13 protein-coding genes are annotated in these 16,504 nt (G+C 72.6%); 7 read left to right on the top strand and 6 right to left on the bottom strand.

The features are described 5' to 3' along the window. Window positions 1–41 precede the first annotated feature (41 nt). Window positions 42–2,342, bottom strand: coding sequence for an AAA family ATPase (locus ACZ6NZ_RS22390; protein ID WP_465859973.1), 2,301 nt, complete (start codon window positions 2,340–2,342; stop codon window positions 42–44). 194 nt (window positions 2,343–2,536) lie between these two features. Between ACZ6NZ_RS22390 and ACZ6NZ_RS22385 the strand changes: the two genes are divergently transcribed. The 5 genes from ACZ6NZ_RS22385 to ACZ6NZ_RS22365 all read left to right on the top strand — a co-directional run bounded on the left by ACZ6NZ_RS22385 (window position 2,537) and on the right by ACZ6NZ_RS22365 (window position 10,972). Then, on the top strand, window positions 2,537–5,434 hold the full coding sequence (locus tag ACZ6NZ_RS22385; protein ID WP_465859972.1) for a helix-turn-helix transcriptional regulator: 2,898 nt from the start codon (window positions 2,537–2,539) through the stop codon (window positions 5,432–5,434). A gap of 143 nt (window positions 5,435–5,577) precedes the next feature. Then, window positions 5,578–6,348, top strand: a complete 771-nt coding sequence (locus ACZ6NZ_RS22380; protein WP_366606846.1) for a DUF5995 family protein — start codon at window positions 5,578–5,580, stop codon at window positions 6,346–6,348. Between the two features lie 376 nt (window positions 6,349–6,724). After that, entirely contained in the window at window positions 6,725–7,126 is a 402-nt protein-coding gene (locus tag ACZ6NZ_RS22375; protein WP_465859971.1) for a hypothetical protein, read from the top strand. Window positions 7,127–7,213: 87 nt separating this feature from the next. After that, a complete protein-coding gene (locus tag ACZ6NZ_RS22370; RefSeq protein ID WP_465859970.1) occupies window positions 7,214–9,310 on the top strand; it encodes an APC family permease in 2,097 nt (698 codons plus the stop codon). Between the two features lie 174 nt (window positions 9,311–9,484). Beyond that, window positions 9,485–10,972 (top strand): hypothetical protein, encoded by a 1,488-nt coding sequence (locus ACZ6NZ_RS22365; RefSeq protein WP_465859969.1) that lies wholly within the window; start codon window positions 9,485–9,487, stop codon window positions 10,970–10,972. Between the two features lie 89 nt (window positions 10,973–11,061). On the opposite strand, the gene ACZ6NZ_RS22360 is transcribed toward ACZ6NZ_RS22365, so the two are convergent. Beyond that, window positions 11,062–12,021, bottom strand: a complete 960-nt coding sequence (locus tag ACZ6NZ_RS22360; RefSeq protein WP_465859968.1) for a TIGR03557 family F420-dependent LLM class oxidoreductase — start codon at window positions 12,019–12,021, stop codon at window positions 11,062–11,064. 113 nt (window positions 12,022–12,134) lie between these two features. Here ACZ6NZ_RS22360 and ACZ6NZ_RS22355 point away from each other — a divergent pair, with 113 nt between their 5' ends. After that, entirely contained in the window at window positions 12,135–12,425 is a 291-nt protein-coding gene (locus tag ACZ6NZ_RS22355; protein WP_465859967.1) for a winged helix-turn-helix transcriptional regulator, read from the top strand. Here the strand turns inward: ACZ6NZ_RS22355 and ACZ6NZ_RS22350 are convergent. Then, a complete protein-coding gene (locus ACZ6NZ_RS22350) occupies window positions 12,346–12,552 on the bottom strand; it encodes a hypothetical protein (RefSeq protein ID WP_357258834.1) in 207 nt (68 codons plus the stop codon). The genes ACZ6NZ_RS22355 and ACZ6NZ_RS22350 overlap by 80 nt on opposite strands. A 252-nt stretch (window positions 12,553–12,804) precedes the next feature. Between ACZ6NZ_RS22350 and ACZ6NZ_RS22345 the strand changes: the two genes are divergently transcribed. Next, window positions 12,805–13,632, top strand: a complete 828-nt coding sequence (locus ACZ6NZ_RS22345) for a hypothetical protein (RefSeq protein ID WP_465859966.1) — start codon at window positions 12,805–12,807, stop codon at window positions 13,630–13,632. A 12-nt stretch (window positions 13,633–13,644) separates the two neighbouring features. Here the strand turns inward: ACZ6NZ_RS22345 and ACZ6NZ_RS22340 are convergent, their stop codons facing one another. The 3 genes from ACZ6NZ_RS22340 to ACZ6NZ_RS22330 form a co-directional block, all read right to left on the bottom strand. Further along, window positions 13,645–14,853: a low temperature requirement protein A gene (locus ACZ6NZ_RS22340; protein ID WP_465859965.1), complete on the bottom strand. Its 1,209-nt coding sequence runs from the start codon at window positions 14,851–14,853 to the stop codon at window positions 13,645–13,647. Between the two features lie 127 nt (window positions 14,854–14,980). Further along, window positions 14,981–15,937 carry a 5'-3' exonuclease gene (locus tag ACZ6NZ_RS22335; protein ID WP_366606858.1) on the bottom strand — a complete coding sequence of 319 codons (957 nt, stop codon included), beginning with the start codon at window positions 15,935–15,937 and terminating at the stop codon, window positions 14,981–14,983. Between the two features lie 58 nt (window positions 15,938–15,995). After that, complete coding sequence (locus ACZ6NZ_RS22330; protein ID WP_465859964.1) at window positions 15,996–16,223, bottom strand: hypothetical protein; 228 nt, start codon at window positions 16,221–16,223, stop codon at window positions 15,996–15,998. Between the last annotated feature and the right edge of the window lie 281 nt (window positions 16,224–16,504).

The raw sequence follows: 16,504 nt of genomic DNA, 5'->3' as shown, positions 1-16,504 counted from the left end.
GGGCGAGGTGCGGGTGAGGTGCGGGGGGAGGCGGGGTGGAGTTAGGCGGAGGCGGGTAGGTCGTCCAGGGGGCGGATTAATGGTGGGCGGGGTGCTGCCCGTACGACGTCTGTCGCAGGGTTGGCGTCGGCGAGTGTCCACTGTCCGGCCGGGTTCGCTGGCATGGGGCGGATCGGCGTCGCGGGTCGTCCGACGTCCCGGAGCCGGTCACCGCCCGCGCGTCGTCGAGGTCGGGACGCCGCGGTGGCCGGCGTCGGCGGTACGTCGCCCGCCGAGGTGACGGTCCGGAGCTGGCGTGGGCCCGCCGCACGGTTGGTGGCGGGACCCGACGCGGCGGGACGGGTGGCCATCGTCGGGGTGGGGCTGCCTCGCCTCAGCGGGGTCGGGCCGGTGGCACCGCCCGGTCCTGCCGACGCCAGCGACGCGAAGACGGTGTCGAGGCGGCCGGCCCGAGCGCCAACGGTGTCGAGGCGGCCGGTCCGAGCGCCAACGGTGTCGAGGCGGCTGGTTCGAGCGCCAACGGTGTCGAGGCGCACGATCTGCGCGCTCCTCGCCGGCGAGCCGTTGGGCGCACCAGCGAGCGGGTCGGGCGGGCCGGCGTGCTCTGTGTCGGGGTGCGGCCCGGCGGCGGTCCGGCGTTGGAAGACGGTCCGCAGGGCGCGGGGCAAGCGTTCGACGGCGACCTGGCGCAGCGCGGGAGCGGCGAATGCGTACCCGTCGACGTGGTGGGGGAGCAGCAGCCCGGCGGTGACCAGCGCGCGGAGCGCCGGCGCGGACCGGCCGGGCGTCCAGCCGAGTGCCCGGTCCACGGCCGGCCCGCAGATTCGACCACCGAGGGTGCCGGCGGCCATCAGCACCGCCCGCCGTTCACCGTCGAGGTGGTCCAGTTCCGCGCCGACGGCCCGGCGTACCGCTTCGGGCAGCGGGAGGGCCGCCGGATCGGCACCGCCCACCAGCGACGTGACGTATGCCGCCGCGTGCCCGGGGCGGCCGCCCACCAGGGGTAGCAGTCGGTCGACCAGGGCCACCGGCTGTCCGGCCCGGCTGAGCAGGTGGCGCAGCAGCCGTCCGGACTGCACCGTGGCCAGGGGGCCGATCGTCAGCTGGCGGGCCGGTCCGGGCCGGGTGTCGGTCCACTGCGGCTGGTGCACTGTGAGCAGGGCCAGCGGTAGTCCACGCTCCGTCGCCGCGTCGTACAGCGCGTGCAGGAAGCGGCTCACCGCGGGCGCGGCCCGGTCCAGGTCGTCGACGGCCACGATCAGCGGCTGGTGGACGGCCAGTCGCAGCAGGACCTCGCGGAAGGTCGCCGCGCCGGCGAGGGCGGCGGGCGAGCCGTCCGGGGTGGTCAGCATCCGTCGGAGCGCCGCAACCGCGGTGGCCACCCGGGTCGGGGGGAACAGCGGCGTCAGGGCGGCGACGAGCCGGTCGTGGACCGCCGCCGGGCCGTCGCTGTGCCTGATCCCGGCGAGGCCGCGGAGCAGGTGCGCGACCGGTGCCAAGACCTGGTCGGGGTACGGCTGGCAGGTCGCCACGCACCAGCGGACCGGCAGTCCGTCCATCGTGGTCAGGCCCTGGGTCAGCTCGTGCAGCAGCCGGCTACGGCCACTACCGGTGGGGCCGACCAGTGAGATCCAGCGTGGCGTCCGGTTGCGGATGGCTTCGCCCAACTGGTCGCGGATGGTGGCGAGCTCGCGGCGTCGACCGATCAACGGGCCGTCGTGCCGGTCGGCACCCGGGCGTACCGGACCGAGGGCGTGCCAGACCGGCGCCGGCGGCACCCGGCCGGCGACCGGCGTCAGCTGACGCTGGGTGATCAGGCCGGCGGTGGCGCGGGCGGTGGCCGCGCAGAGCGCGACGGCACCGGGCGCGGCGTACTCCTGCAGGCGGGCCGCCGCGGTGATCACCGCCCCGCTGGCCACGCCGTGCCCGCCGGTGACGGCGTCGCCCAGGTCGACCACCACCTCGCCGGTGGCGACACCGACCCGGACGCGCAGCCTGATGCCGTCGACCATGGGCCGGCGGTCCAGCGCGGCCTGGATCTCGAGCCCGGCGCGTACCGCCCGGTACGCGTCGAAGCCGTCGGAGTGCCGGGCGCCGAAGAGCGCCATCACGGCGTCGCCGATGTACTTCTCCACCACCCCGTGCCAGCGGTGCAGCACACCGGCGACGGTGTCGAAGTAGGCCCGTTGCAACGCTCGGACGTCCTCGGGGTCGAGGCGGTCCACCAGGGCCGTCGAGCCGACGATGTCCGCGAAGAGGACGGTGACGACGCGCCTCTCCTGGGGTACCGGCCAGAGCGGGGTGACGGTCCGTTGCGTGTCGACGATGATGCTGGTGGTCATGGGTGTCGCACCGGCCTTTCTTCCCGCTGTTGCCTGATCACCTCCGGAGATTGGCACTAGTGGGCCGACGGGGGATCTGCCGAACGACGTATGTCGGCCACCTGCAACCTTTAGTCGCAAAGTCGACGCGAGGAGTACCACAAGCGGTGGGCGGCCGTAGAACGGTGTGGGGCCCTGTGATTAGGCTGCGTGGCATGGCCAGCGATGTGGACACCGCACCGCTCGTGGGCCGGGCCGAGCTGGTGCAGACGGTTCGGTCCGCGTTGCTCGGTGACGCCGCGCACGGGCAGACCGCTGCGGTCTTCCTGACCGGCGAGAGCGGTGTGGGAAAGACCCGGCTGTTGGGCGAGATCGGTGACCGCCTGCGGGAGCGGGGCGCCGTGGTGCTCACCGGCAGTTGCCTGGACATCGGCGACGCCTCTCCGTTGCACCCGCTGTTGCAGGCGCTGCGCCGCTTCGACACCGAGGTGTCCGCGTCGCCCGCCCGTACCTCCTCGGCGGTGCGCGGGCTGTTGCAGATGTTCGCCGACGAGACCGCCAGCCCGGACGGCGCCGGCGCGTTGCTGGAGCGGGTCTCCCGTGGCCTGCACCTGATCGCCGAGGGTCGCCCGCTGGTGCTGATCCTCGACGACCTCCAGTGGGTCGACCGCAGCACCCGGCAGCTCCTGCTCTACCTGCTGGCCGGCCTCGGTGATCTCCATTTGTCGGTGCTGGCGGCGGTGCGCGCCGAGTCGTTGCAGGGCGCGCACCCGCTGCGCCGGGTGCTCACCGAGCTGCGTCGTCTCCGCACGGTGCGGGTGCTCGACCTGGCGCCGCTGGGCCGGGCCGACACCGAGACGCTCGCCGCCGCGGTGGTCGGCCGGACGCTGAGCGCCGACGCGGCCGAGCAGGTGTGGCAGCGCAGCGGCGGCAACCCGTTCGTCATCGAGGAGCTGGCCCGGGATCTGCGCGACGGCCGCGACGGGCTGTCCGAGACGCTGCGGGAGATCTTCCTCGACCGGGTCGACGCGCTGCCCCAGCACGCGCACGCCGTGGTGCACGCGGTGGCCGCCGGCGTCGAGCCGGTGCAGCACTGGCTGCTGGCCGAGGTGCTGCGGATGCCGGAGGACGAGCTGATCGCCGCGGCCCGGGCGGCCGTGGCGCACCGGCTGCTGGTCGGCGCCGACGAGGGCTACCGGCTGCGGCACCGCCTCGTGGCCGAGGTGCTGGCGCACGAGCTGCTGCCGGCCGAACGCTCCGGGCTGCACCGACGCTACGCCGAGGCGCTGACCACCGCGCCGGGTGAGTTGCACCAGGCCCGGCTGGCGCACCACTGGCGGCTGGCCGGCGAACCGGCGCGCGCCCTGCCGGCGGCGGTGGCCGCCGCCCAGGAGGCCGAGCGGCTGCACGGTTACGCCGAGGCGCACCGGCACTGGTCGGCGGCGTTGCAGTTGGCCGCCGAGCCGGGCCCGCTGACGGTGGACCGGGTCGAGTTGCTCGAGAACGCCGCCGAGGCGGCCCACCACTGTGGGGAGCACGCCCGCGCGTTGGCCCTGCTGGAGGAGCTGGCCGCGCTGCGGGGCGGCGAGCCGAGCTGCGCGCTGCACATCCGCCGGGCCCGCTACCTGGCCGCCGCCGGTCGCTCCGCATTGGCCGAGGAGGAGTACCAGCGGGCGCTGAAGGCGGCGGACTGCTCCCCTCGGGACCGGGCCAGCGCCGCCGCCCGCCTGGCCGAGCTGCTGCTGCACCTGGGCCGCTACGCCGACGCCGGTGAGCGGGCCCGCGAGGCGCTGGCGTTGGCCGAGAACGTGGCGGGCTCGGCCACCGAGGTGGTGCTGGCCAGTTCGGCGTTGGGCTTCAGCGACGCCTGTCTGGAAGACCCGGACGCCGGTCTGGCGGTCATGCGCGACGCCCTCGACACCGCCGAGCGTGCCGGCCAGCCCGAGGACGTGGCCTGCGCGTACCTGCACCTGGCGGAGCTGCTGACCGGGCCGCTGAACGTCCTCGAAGAGGGCGTGGTGGTGGCCCGGCGGGGTGCCGAACGGGTGGCCGAGCTGGGCCTGGGCCGCACCTGGGGCACCCGACTGCTGGCCATCGCCATCAACGGGCTGTTCCGGGTGGGTCAGTGGGCCGAGGCGGAGAAGGTGGTGGCCGCGGCCCTGCGGCACCGACCGTCCGGAGCGGACGCCGTCGAGCTGCTGTTGGCCCGGTGCCGGCTGTCGGTGGGCTACGGCGACATCGAGGCCGCCGGTCGGGACCTCGACGCGGTGGCGACCCTGCTGGCCGGCGGCGGGGCGCGGCACGTCATTCCGCTGCTCACCCTGCGCTCCGGACTGGCCATGTGGGAGGGCCGGCACGACGTGGCGCGGCAGGCGGTGCAGCGCGGCCTGACCGAGAGCCGCTCCGACGACGTGATGATCCTCTCCGCGCTGGTCTGGCACGGCCTGCGCGCCGAGGCTGAAGCGCACGCCAGCCGCACCGTGGAGGTGGACCCGACGGCGGTACGCCGGCTGCGCGACGTGGCCGAGCGGGTGGCCCGCAAGAGCGCCGGTGCCGCCCGGCCGGTGCGCTCGGTGGTGGAGGGCTTCCTGGCACTGTGCGCCGCCGAGGTGAGCCGCCTCGACGGCAGCGATCCGGAGCTGTGGGCCGCGTCGGCGGCCGAGTGGGATCGACGCAACCACCCCTATCCGGCGGCGTACTCGCGACTGCGGCAGGCCGAGGCGCTGCTGGCTCGACGCAGCCGGGTGGCCACCGCCGGCAAGCTCCTGCGGGAGGCGTACCGGGTGGCGCAGGGGTTGGGCGCGGTGCCGTTGACCTCGGAGATCCGCGAGTTGGCCGGGCGGGCCCGGGTGTCGCTGGACGAGCGCGACAGCACCACCGGTGCGCGCGGCGTCCCGGTCGAGGCGTCCGACGACGAGTTGGCGGCGCTCACCTCCCGGGAGCGGGAAGTGCTCGCTCTGGTCGCCGAGGGGTTGACCAACCGGGAGATCGGGCAGCGGCTGTTCATCAGCGAGCGGACCATCGGGGTGCACGTGTCGCACATCTTCGACAAGCTCCAGGTCCGTACCCGCGTGCAGGCCAGCGCGATCCAGTTGCGTAACCAACGCGGCTGACCGACTCCACCTTCCGTACGTATCCCGGCGCGTTTGCGCGCCGGGATACGTCGTTCTACTGATCCCGTGGGCGGGTGTCGGCTGAGAGGCTGGGCCGCGTCGACGACGGCACGGGGGATGCCGCCGACCACAATGGAGGAGAAATGATCGAACCGGTCTGGGGCCCCGTGCACCGGGACATCGTCGACCTGCTGGCCGACCATCCCGCGGACGTGCCGGCCGTGGTCGATCATCTGACCAAGCTTCAGGACATGCTGGTCCGGTTGCCGCCGTTGGAGGCCAGCTGTCCGCTGGCCGACTTCAACAAGCTCTATCTGACCATCACCAGCAGCGTGCTGGACGGGCTCTACGACGACCGCTTCGTCGACCCGGTCTTCCTCTCCCGGCTCGACGTCGAGTTCGCCGCCCGGTACTTCGACGCCATGCGGCTGTGGACCGACTCCAGCCCCGGCACCCCGAGGGCGTGGTCGTGCCTCTTCGAGCGGATGCGGGGGCCGGATGCCCGCCCGCTGCCGTCGGCGGCGGCCGGGGTGAACGCGCACATCAACTTCGACCTGCCGTTCGCCCTGGTGACCACGTTCGATCACCTGGAGTCGGAGCCGGTCGACGGCAGCGACCAGCACCACGACTACCTCGAGATCAACAACATCTTCGCCGACAAGATCCCCGGCCTGCGCCGGGGCTACCTGGAGCGGTGGCAGCTGCTCATCGACATGCTCAACGGCGACATCGACGACTGGTACCAGGGGGAACTGGTCGAGTACACCCGCGATGTCGCCTGGCGTAACGCGCAGAAGATCTGGCGGTGCCGGCACGATCCGGACGCCCGCGAGTGTGAGCGCACACGGCTGGACGACAACGCCGCGGCGCTCGGCCGGTTGCTGCTGTCGCCCCTCGGGGCGTTCCTGCAGTAGCCGGGACGGGGGGCCTCCGCGCTCCGCCCCGTGGGGGGGCGGCGGAGCGCGGAGGCGCGTCCCACCAGTTCCACCCCGTGTGGCCACCCGAGGTCGGGTCGGTCACCCAGGGGACAGCCGGTCGGCCTCGGGGGGTGTCGACCGTCTGCCGCCGTCGGCCGGCCCGGGGGGTGTCGGCCGGCGGTGGGGGAACGCCGGGTGGGAGTCCCGTCGACGGCCTGCGGATCCGGGGGTGTCGGCGGGCTCGGATCGGGTACGCCCGCGCCATGACCGTCCTGGCCCGGCGTCGGCCCGCCGCCCGCCCACGGCCCGCGCGGCCCGGCCCTCTGCGGCCGGGCGGCCCGGTGTCGAAACCCACCGCTCGGCCCGGCGCCCGGTGACCGGCGTCGCGGCCCGGTTTCCGTTCCGCTTCGATCCGGTGTTCCGCCCGGTGCTGGCGCTGCTCGGGGTCCGCCCGGCGACGGCCTGGGTCGCCGTCACCGAACGGGACCTGATGATCCGGTACGGGCCGTGGCGGCTGCGGACCGACCGGGACAACATCACCGCCGTCGAGCTGAGCGGACCGTACCGCTGGTGGCGGGCGATCGGTCCGCACCTGTCGCTGGCCGACGGCGGCGCGACCTTCGGCAGCAGCGCCGCCGGCGGGATCTGCCTGCGCTTCGGGGTACCGGTGGCGGCGCTGCTGCCCGGGGGGCGGCCCCGGCACCCGGCGGCCACGGTCACCGTCGCCGACCCACCCGCGCTGGCCCGGCTGCTCGCCGTCGCGGACCTGTCCTGAGCAGGCCGAACAGGTCCCCGGTTCCGCCGATAGGGCGCCGGGGCACCGCCTACCGTCAGATCAGGACCTGTGAGGGTGGGACGGGCGATGGGTGACGAGCACCGGGCAAGACCACGGCGCTGGAGCGGGCGCCGCCACGCGCCGAGCGGGCCGGACCCGGCGCTGCGGGCGGCCCGCGATCCGGCCCGCCCCCATCGGGGTGGTCGGCAGGGCGTCGTGGTGCCCGAACGCGTGGCCACGCCGGCCCGCTCGGCGCCGCCGGCCAGCCCGCTGCGCCGGTGGCTCTTTCAGCACCAGGTGCAGCCGCCGGGCCCCGAGGCGACCGAGGGGCAGAACCGTCGGCACGCCTGGTGGCAGGTGATGTGTCTGACCGGCGTGGACTACTTCTCCACGCTGTCGTACCTGCCGGGCATCGCGGCGGTGGCGGCCGGGGCGCTCTCCCCGTTGGCGACCTTGTTGATCGTCGCGCTCACCCTGTTCGGCATGTTGCCGATGTACCGGCGGGTGGCCCAAGAGAGCCCGCACGGGCAGGGGTCGGTGGCGATGTTGGAGCGGTTGTTGCCGTTCTGGCGGGGCAAGATCTTCGTCCTCGTGCTGCTCGGCTTCGTGGCCACCTCCTGGATCATCACGATCACCCTCTCCTCGGCCGACGCCACCGTGCACCTGCTGGAGAACCCGTACCTGCCGGAGGTCCTGCACGGGTCCGTGGTGCCGGTCGTGGTGACGGTGGCGTTGCTGCTCATCCTCGGCGGGGTGTTTTTGCTCGGATTCCGCGAGGCGGTGGTGGTGGCCATCCCGCTGGTCGCGGTCTTCCTGGTGCTCAACGCGGTGATCGTCGTGGTCGCGGTGGGTCGGATCGTCGAGGACCCGGCCATCGTGTCGAACTGGACGGCCGCGCTGACCTCGACCGCTGGCGGGCCGGGCCAGGTGCTGCTCACCGCCGTGTTGGCATTCCCGCTGCTGGTGCTGGGGTTGTCCGGTTTCGAGACCGGGGTCAGCATGATGCCCCTGGTGTCGGCCGACGGCCCGGACAGGCAGGCCCGGCTCGCCGCCCGGATCCGCAACACGCGCCGGCTGCTCACCACCGCCGCGTTGATCATGTCGGTGTACCTGATCTCGACGACCTTCGTGACCACGGCGCTCATTCCGGAGGAGGAGTTCCAACCGGGCGGCGGGGCGAACGGGCGGGCGCTGGCGTTCCTGGCGCACGCCTACCTGGGGGAGGTGTTCGGCACCGTCTACGACGTGAGCAGCGTGCTCATCCTCTGGTTCGCCGGCGCCTCGGCGATGGCCGGGCTGATCAACATCGTGCCCCGCTACCTGCCGTCGTACGGCATGGCACCGGAGTGGGCGCGGGCGGTACGCCCCGTCGTGATCGTCTACACCGTCGTCAGCGTCGCCATCACGATCGCCTTCCGCGCCGACGTCAACGCCCAGGCCGGGGCGTACGCCACCGGGATTCTGGCCATGATGGTCTCCGGGGCGGTGGCGGTGACGATCTCGGCGGCCCGTCACCGCCGGCGTGGCGCCGCGATCGGCTTCACGGTGCTGACCCTGGTGCTGCTGTACGCGCTGCTGGAGAACGTCATCGAACAGCCGGACGGCATCACGATCTCCGCGCTGTTCATCCTCGGCATCATCGTGGTCTCGTTGGTCTCCCGGGTCACCCGGACCACCGAGCTGCGCGCCGAGCGGATCGAGTTCGACGAGGCGGCCCGTCGGTTCATCAGCGAGTCGCTGGCCCACGACGGGCAGCTGCACCTGATCGCGAACAAGCGGCAGAAGGGGTCGGTGAAGGAGTACACGCTCAAGGAGCGGGCGCAGCGTGGGATGAATCCGGTGCCCGGGGCCGCGGACGTGCTGTTCCTGGAGATCGATGTGGTCGATCCGTCGGAGTTCAGTCAGGTGTTGCGCGTACACGGGATCGAGGTGGGTGGCTTCCGGGTGCTGCGGGCCGACAGCCCGGCCGTGCCGAACGCGATCGCCGCGATCCTGCTGGCCCTGCGGGACGTCACCGGAGTCCGTCCGCATGCGCACTTCGAGTGGTCGGAGGGCAGCCCGATCGCGCACCTGGCGCGCTACCTCATCCTGGGCCGGGGGGACACCCCGCCGGTGGTTCGGGAGATCATCCGCCGGACCGAACGGGACCCGCTGCGTCGGCCCGGCATCCATGTCGGCGGGTGACCTCGATGCCGCTCTGACAGCTTTGAAGATGAAAGAGGGCACTATTCACGTTCACACCTTCCTGTCCGTATTGCGGACCTATCGTGACGTTTGGTAGCCGGCGAACTCGTCGAGCCCCCCGCGCCCGAATTGGCGCGCGGTCACGTCACGTACGCAGGAAGGTAGGCACCGTTGATGTCCACGTACCGAGAGGGAGACCGCGCGACTCGACCCAGACGGCGGTCCCGATGGTTCTTAGCCAGCGGTTTGCTGGCGGGGAGCTTGGTCGTGGGAGCGGCCGGAGCGACCGCCGCCGCCGACCGCGCCCTCGCCCTGCCCGGTCTGGCCCGACTGACCCCGGCAGCCGACGATGACCGGCGCGACGGCGACCGCCCCGACCCCGACGCCGAGCGGGCCCGTCCCACCACCCCGGGCACCGGAAAGCGGGGTGTGGTGTCGGTGCCGTGCGACGCCGCGAAGCTGGTGGCGGCGCTGGTCACCGCCAACGCCGAGGGCGGCGGCGAACTCCGCCTCGCGCCCAAGTGCCGCTACACCCTCACCGAGGCGTTCCACGAGACCGACCAGTACGACGGCGGGATCCGTGACGCCCGGGAGGCCGCCGACGCCGCCGAGACACCCGGCGACGCCGAGGCGCCGCCGCACAACCCGGCCGACGACACCGCCGGCCTGCCGGTGATCTACCAGCCGATCACCGTCGACGGCGCGGGCGCCACCATCGCCCGCGCCGCCCAGGCCGCCTCCTTCCGCTTCTTCACCGTCCGCGACGGTGGCGAGCTGACCCTGCGCGACGTGGAACTGCACAACGGCCGCTCGGCCATCGAGGGCGGCAGCGTGCACGTGGTTCATGGCGCCACCGCCGTGGTGGAACGGGTCACCGTCACCCAGAGCACCTCGCTGTCGCCCGAGGGTGGCGGCGGCGGCATCTTCAACGACGGCAACATGCTGGTCACCGACTCCACGTTCGTCGGCAACAGCGCCTCCGGCGCCGCGGGCAAGGGCGGGGGCCTGCTCAACGGCGGCGTACTGACGCTGAAGCGCTCGGAATTCCACCGCAACAGCGCCAACGCCTACGGCGGCGGACTGGGCAACTACCGCGGCGCCGCCGACGTGGAGAGCGTCTCCTTCACCCAGAACAGCGCCGCCCAGGGTGGCGGACTGGCCAGCTTCTCGGCCCGGACGAAGGTCTCCGACACCGAGCTGCTGAACAACACCGCGCAGGTCGGCGGCGGTGCCGCCAACTCCGACGCGGTGCTGGTGATGAGCACGATGACCATCCGCGGCAACACGTCCACAGTCAACGGCGGCGGTGTCTCGACGGTGAAGGGCCTGACGCCGATCGACGACAGCGTGATCGACAGCAACACCACCCACGGACACGGAGCCGGCATCTACGCCGAGAAGGCGAACCTGCTGGTCCGCGGCAGTGACGTGACCCGCAACGAGGCTGTCGGCGCCGCGTCCCAGGGCGGGGGCATCTACGCCAGCGCGGGTTCGGTGGCGATCTACACCACCAAGGTCACCCACAACGCGTCGACGGTGAAACCCGGCGGCATCTTCGGTATGCACGCCCAGGTCAAGATCGACGACGAGAGCGTGGTGGTCGAGAACGAACCGACCAACTGCGAGGGCAGCCAGGTGCCGATCGCGCACTGCTTCCGCTGAGCGTCGACCCGCGCGCCATCCCGAACGCGTTCATCCCCAGCGCTCCGCCCGTCCGGACGATCGTCCGGACGGGCGGAGCGCCGTCACGGTCAACCCATCGCGCGCAGGCGGCCGGAGAGGTCGCCGGCGAAGAAGTCGATGAAGCCGTCCGGGTCGGGGCCGGCGTTCTGCAGGACGATGTGGTCGAAGCCGGCCTCGACGTACGACCGGACCTTGGCGACGTGGGGTTCCGGGTCCGGGCCGACGGCGAAGAGCTGCCGGATGTGCTTCTCCTCGACGTACGCGCTGGCCGCGTCGAAGTTGACCGGGTTCGGCAGTTCGCTCATCACCTTCCAACCGGTGACCATCCATCGGCTCGTCCGCAACACCGCCTGCACCGCCTGTTGCTCGTCGGTGGCCCAGGCCAGCGGCACCTCGGCGTAGCGCGGGCCCGAACCCTGGGCGCGTCGGTAGTGCTCGACGATCGACGCGTCCGGCTCGGTGGCGAACAGGCCGTCGCCCAACTCGGCGGCGAGCCGCGCCGACGCCTCACCGCTGGCCGCCACCGCGATCACGGGCAGGGTGTCCGGCAGGTCGAAGACGCGGGCGTCCTCCAGGTGCAGGTGCCGGCCCTCGTACGACTGGTAGCCGCCCTGCCAGAGCAGTCGGATGATCTCCAACGCCTCGCGTAGTCGCTCGTGTCGCCCCCGAACGCTGGGGAATCCCTGCCCGACCACGTGCTCGTTGAGCCGCTCTCCAGCCCCGACTCCGAGGGTGAACCGGCCGTCGGAGATCAGGGCCATGGTCGCTGCGGCCTGCGCGATGATCGCCGGGTGGTAGCGAACGGTCGGACAGGTGACCCCGGTGGCCAGGCGCAGGCTGCTGGTTCTGGCCGCGATGGCGCCGAGCACGCTCCAGGTGAAGGACGAGTGCCCCTGCGCGTCCAGCCACGGGTGGAAGTGGTCGCTCATCTCGACGAAGTCGAAGCCGGCCCGTTCGGCGAGAACGGCCTGGCGGATGATCTCCTGCGGGCCGTACCCCTCCGCGGCCAGCTTGTAGCCGATCTGCATGCCCACTCCCGATCCGGTGTCGCTGACTGAGGCATCGGCGGTTCCCGGCCCCGGCCCGGACAAACGCCGCCCGACGGCAAACCAGCCTCCTAGGATGCCGTAGGCGGTGTGCGGTGGATGACCGAAAGCGCCAGGCGGCGGCGCATCAGGCCGAAGTTCCGGGGATCACCGAGAAGGTGCTGGCCTCCCAGCTGCGGGAGATGGAGGCGGACGGCGTCGTGCGCCGCGTCTCCTCCGACGGGGTGCCGTCCCGCGCGATCTCGCCGAAACCGCGTCCGGCCCGTGCCCCCACTGCGGGGGCACGGGCCGGGGTGCGTCAGTGGTCTACTTGGAAGGCTCGGGCAGCTTGCAGTCGACCTTCGGGTTGGCGCCGATGTAGTTCAACGGCCCGGCCACGATGGTGACCAGGATGGTGCCGGCCTCGGCGCAGTTGGTGTCGTCGCCGCTGTAGTAACCGCGCTGGCCACCGGCGATGGCGCCGATCACCAACCAGATCACGACGATGACTCCGAGAATCGAGCTGCCGCGCATCGCTGCCTCCTGAGGTATGTGGTGGATCTGAGGTGCAGCCGTTGTACCCAATCGGGTCGCGCGGCTAACGGTTGCGTGCTACGACCCCCGCCGGATCCCCCATCCGGCCGATGCCGTCCGCCGTTGTGTACCGCCCGGGCATCCGCCGCCCGCACCGGGTGGCACCTGTCGGCTATCGGATCGCCGACCGACCTCGCCGTCATCCGGGTGAGTGGACGTAGAACTGCCTCACGGCCCCGCCGAGGAGGACTGATGGACGCCCCGACACCGCCCCTCTACATCGACCGCACCGAGGACGTCGCGGTCGCGGCCCGCGCGCTTGCCGGCGGCGCGGTCGTCGCGGCGGCGTTCGCCAACTTCTACGGCATCGTGGCGCGCCCCGACGCGGCCACGGTGCGCCGGGTCAACCTGGCCAAGGGTCGACCGGTGCACCAGGTCGGCAGCATCACCACGGCGATCGGCCGGATCCCCGGGATGTTCGACTGGACGCGGATCTCGCCGCGGTTGCCGGTCGGTCGGGTGCGGGCGCTGATGGACGCTCTCTACGGTGCCGGGCCGTTCGGCTTCCGTGGGCCGGCCGCCGACCGGCTTCCCGACCACCTCACCCAGATCGACCAGGGGATGCGGACCACCCAGGTGATCGCACCCGGGCTGACCTGCCCGTCGAACGCCTTCTTCGAGCGGGCGCTCGCCGAGACGGCGACGGATCACCTCTACATCACCTCGGCGAACCGCTCCCGGCATCTCACCGGCGCGGGGGAAGAGCCGGCGCACTGGAAGGCGGGCGCCCTCGCCGCCGACTTCGCCCACCTCGACGATCTGGTGGTGCTGCTCCACCGGGACGAGGCAGCGGCGCGGGCCGCCTACCCGGGCTACCTCACCACCTCGGTCACCCTGCTCTCGTTCCACGCGCCGGAGGGTGACCTCGAAGAACCGCCGGTGCTGACCGTCGACCGGCACGGATCGCTGCACCTGGACGATGTCCGCCGCGCCGCCGCGCCGCTCGGCCTGCAGGTGCGCCTGGCCGGGGGCGCCCGGGAACGACTGCGGGTCCGGGGGTACGCCGGGGCCCTGGTGTAGGTGGTGGGCGGTTCAGTGCGGCGGTGACGGGGCCTCCGGCGGCTTGCCGTGGCTACGCCGGAAATCCGCGTAGGCCACGCCGGTCAGCACCAGCAGCCCGCCGAGGGACGCGAAGAGCGGCGGCAGGTACAGCAGGGCGGGGGCGATGGTCAGCAGCGCCAGCACCCCACCGGGCCGGGACCACGACACCCGGCTGAACACCTCGTACTCGAACGAGGCGCGTCCGGCGAGGAACAGCGCCGGACCGCCGAGGATCACCGCCAGCCAGGCCGGCGGGGTCCGCCCGGTCGGCTCGTGCAGCACCAGGTGGAAGCCGGCCGCCGTGGTGACCACGCCGGCGATCATCAGCAGATGGGTGTACGGCGCGCTGAAGAGGAACTTGCTGGGCGACTCGGCCGCCTGGATGGCGGTCGGCAGCAGCTCGCCGGACTTGTGCACGTAGATCCGCCAGAGCAGCAGCGTGGTCAGGAAGGCCACCGCGAACGCCCCGATGTTCTCGGCCTCGTTGTGCTCCATGCTGAACATGGTGCCGATCGTCAGGATGGCGTCGCCGAGCGCGATGATGAAGAACTGCTGGTAGCGCTCGGAGAGATGCTCCGCGGTGACGTTGCGTTGCTTCTCCGGCACCACCCCGAGCCCCGGCACCGGGTACGCGAGGCGGAAGCCGAGGTAGTCGATGGCGAGGGCGACGGCCCAGCAGATGATCCGGGCGTCCCCGCTGACGAACGCGCCGATGAGCCAGGGGATCGCCGACACGGCGAACCAGATGAAGATGCGGGCGGCCCGACGCTGGGTCTGCGGTTCGCGGCGTACCGCCGGCATCAGGAACAGGCCACGTCCCAGGTGGATCGCCACGTAGGTGCCGGCGAAGACGAGCCCTCGATGGTTGAACGCCTCCGGGATCGCCGTGGTCATCAGCAGCGCGCCGAACATCACCGCGCTGATCAGCAGCTTGATCTCGGTGCGTTCCGGGTTGTAGAGGTCGGTGACCAGCGTGGTGATCGTCCAGGTCCACCAGACGGCGGCCAGCATGATCAGTGCCTCGCCGGCCCGGTGCCAGTCGAGTCGTTCGGCCAGGCCCCGCGAGATGAGCGCCAGCGCGACCACGTACACCAGGTCGAAGAAGAGTTCGAGGAGGGTCACCCGGCGCGGGGCCTCCGGGTCGCGCACCGGCGGACCGCTGGCCCGGGGCGATCCGGGCTCCGGTGCGGCGAGGTGCACGGGATACTCCTGCGGAACCGCTCGACGTCGTGGACCTGTCCGGTCCACCCTCACCGACGGTAACGAGCGGGGGAGCGCGGGTTCCCGCGTTCCCCCGCTCGTTACCCAACCGGGTCGTGTCGGGCGCTCACCCCGCCTGCGGGGATGTCGACGGCTTCCCGTCGCCGCGCGGCGCGGCGAGGGCGTCGACCAGGCGGCGGGCCGAGCCGGCCAGGTTCCATCGTTGGGCGAGCTCGAGCAGCCGGTCCGGGTCGGCCGGCGCGCTCGGCAGCGCGGTGGGCAGCTCCGGCAGGGGCACGTCCAGGGCTACCCGGACCACCGTCGGCGCGACGCCCAGGTAGTCGCGGGCCGCGACCAGTTTGGCGCGCAGGCCCGGTGCGAAGGACGAGTCGGAGTCGTCGAGCGCGGCCAGGATGCCGTCGATGCTGCCGTACCGCTCGATCAGCCGGGCGGCGGTCTTGTCGCCGACGCCGGCCACCCCGGGCAACCCGTCACTCGGGTCGCCGCGCAGCGCGGCGAAGTCGGCGTACCGGTCGGCGGGCACGCCGTAGCGGGCCCGCACGGCGGCGTCGTCGCAGTCGTCGAGCTTGGCGACGCCGCGCCCGACGTAGAGCAGTCGGACCCCTCGGGCGTCGTCGACGAGTTGGAAGAGGTCGCGGTCGCCGGAGACCACCTCGATCGGGCCGGGCTGGGTCACCGAGAGGGTGCCGAGCACGTCGTCCGCCTCGTAGCCGCTCGCGCCGACCGCGGTGATGCCCACCGCGGTCAGCACCTCCAGGATCATCGGCACCTGCGGGGAGAGGGTGTCCGGAACGATCTCGCCGCCCTGCGGGGCGACCCGGTGCGCCTTGTACGACGGCAGCAGGTCGACCCGCCAGGCCGGGCGCCAGTCGTAGTCCAGTGCGCAGATCATCCGGTCGGCGCCCCGCACCCGGATCAGGGTGGCGAGCATGTCGAGGAAGCCGCGCACCGCGTTGACCGGGGTGCCGTCCTCGGCCCTGGCGGCGGACTCCGGGATGCCGAAGTAGGCCCGGAAGTAGAGGCTGGCTGAGTCGATCAGCAGGATCGGGGGTCGGTGTGCCACGCCGGACAGCCTGGCACAACGGTCCGACGATCTGGGGTACGCCCGGCCGCTGGTGGTGTCAGCGTCGCTCGTCGGGCTGGTAGACGATGTCCCGCCGGGCCAGGTGCTGCACGACGTAGCTGGTCACCAGCAGCAGGATCGCGACCACCACCTCGACCCAGGCCGCGATGCCGTCGGCGACGGTGACGCCGATGATGAGCAGGACCAGGCCGACGAGTGCGAGGACTCCGGCCCACAGTTGGCGGCGTCGGCGGGTCGCCGCCTGGCTCGTCTGGTTCCCTGCCACGTCGCTCCTCCCGGTCGGGGTCGCCCGCGCGGGCGCCCGGTCTCAGGCTAGGACCGCGGGGAGGCGCCGGGCCGGAAAACGGCGGTGCGGGCTGGTACGCGGAGGTGTCCAGGACGGTGAGCGCGGTCAGCGGCAGGGCAACCGCGCCGACCGCCGACCCGACCATGCTGGTCGTGCCGGCGGTCTACCAGCGCCAGAACATGCCGGCCCGTTCGTCGACGTGCATGTCGCCGTCCCCCGTTCGCCGAGCCGACACGTTCCAATCTGGAACGGACTATAGT

The sequence above is a fragment of the Micromonospora sp. NPDC047756 genome (assembly GCF_055587245.1).
The sequence above is the reverse complement of the archived record's forward strand: the minus strand, read 5'-3'. Positions and strand labels throughout refer to the sequence as shown.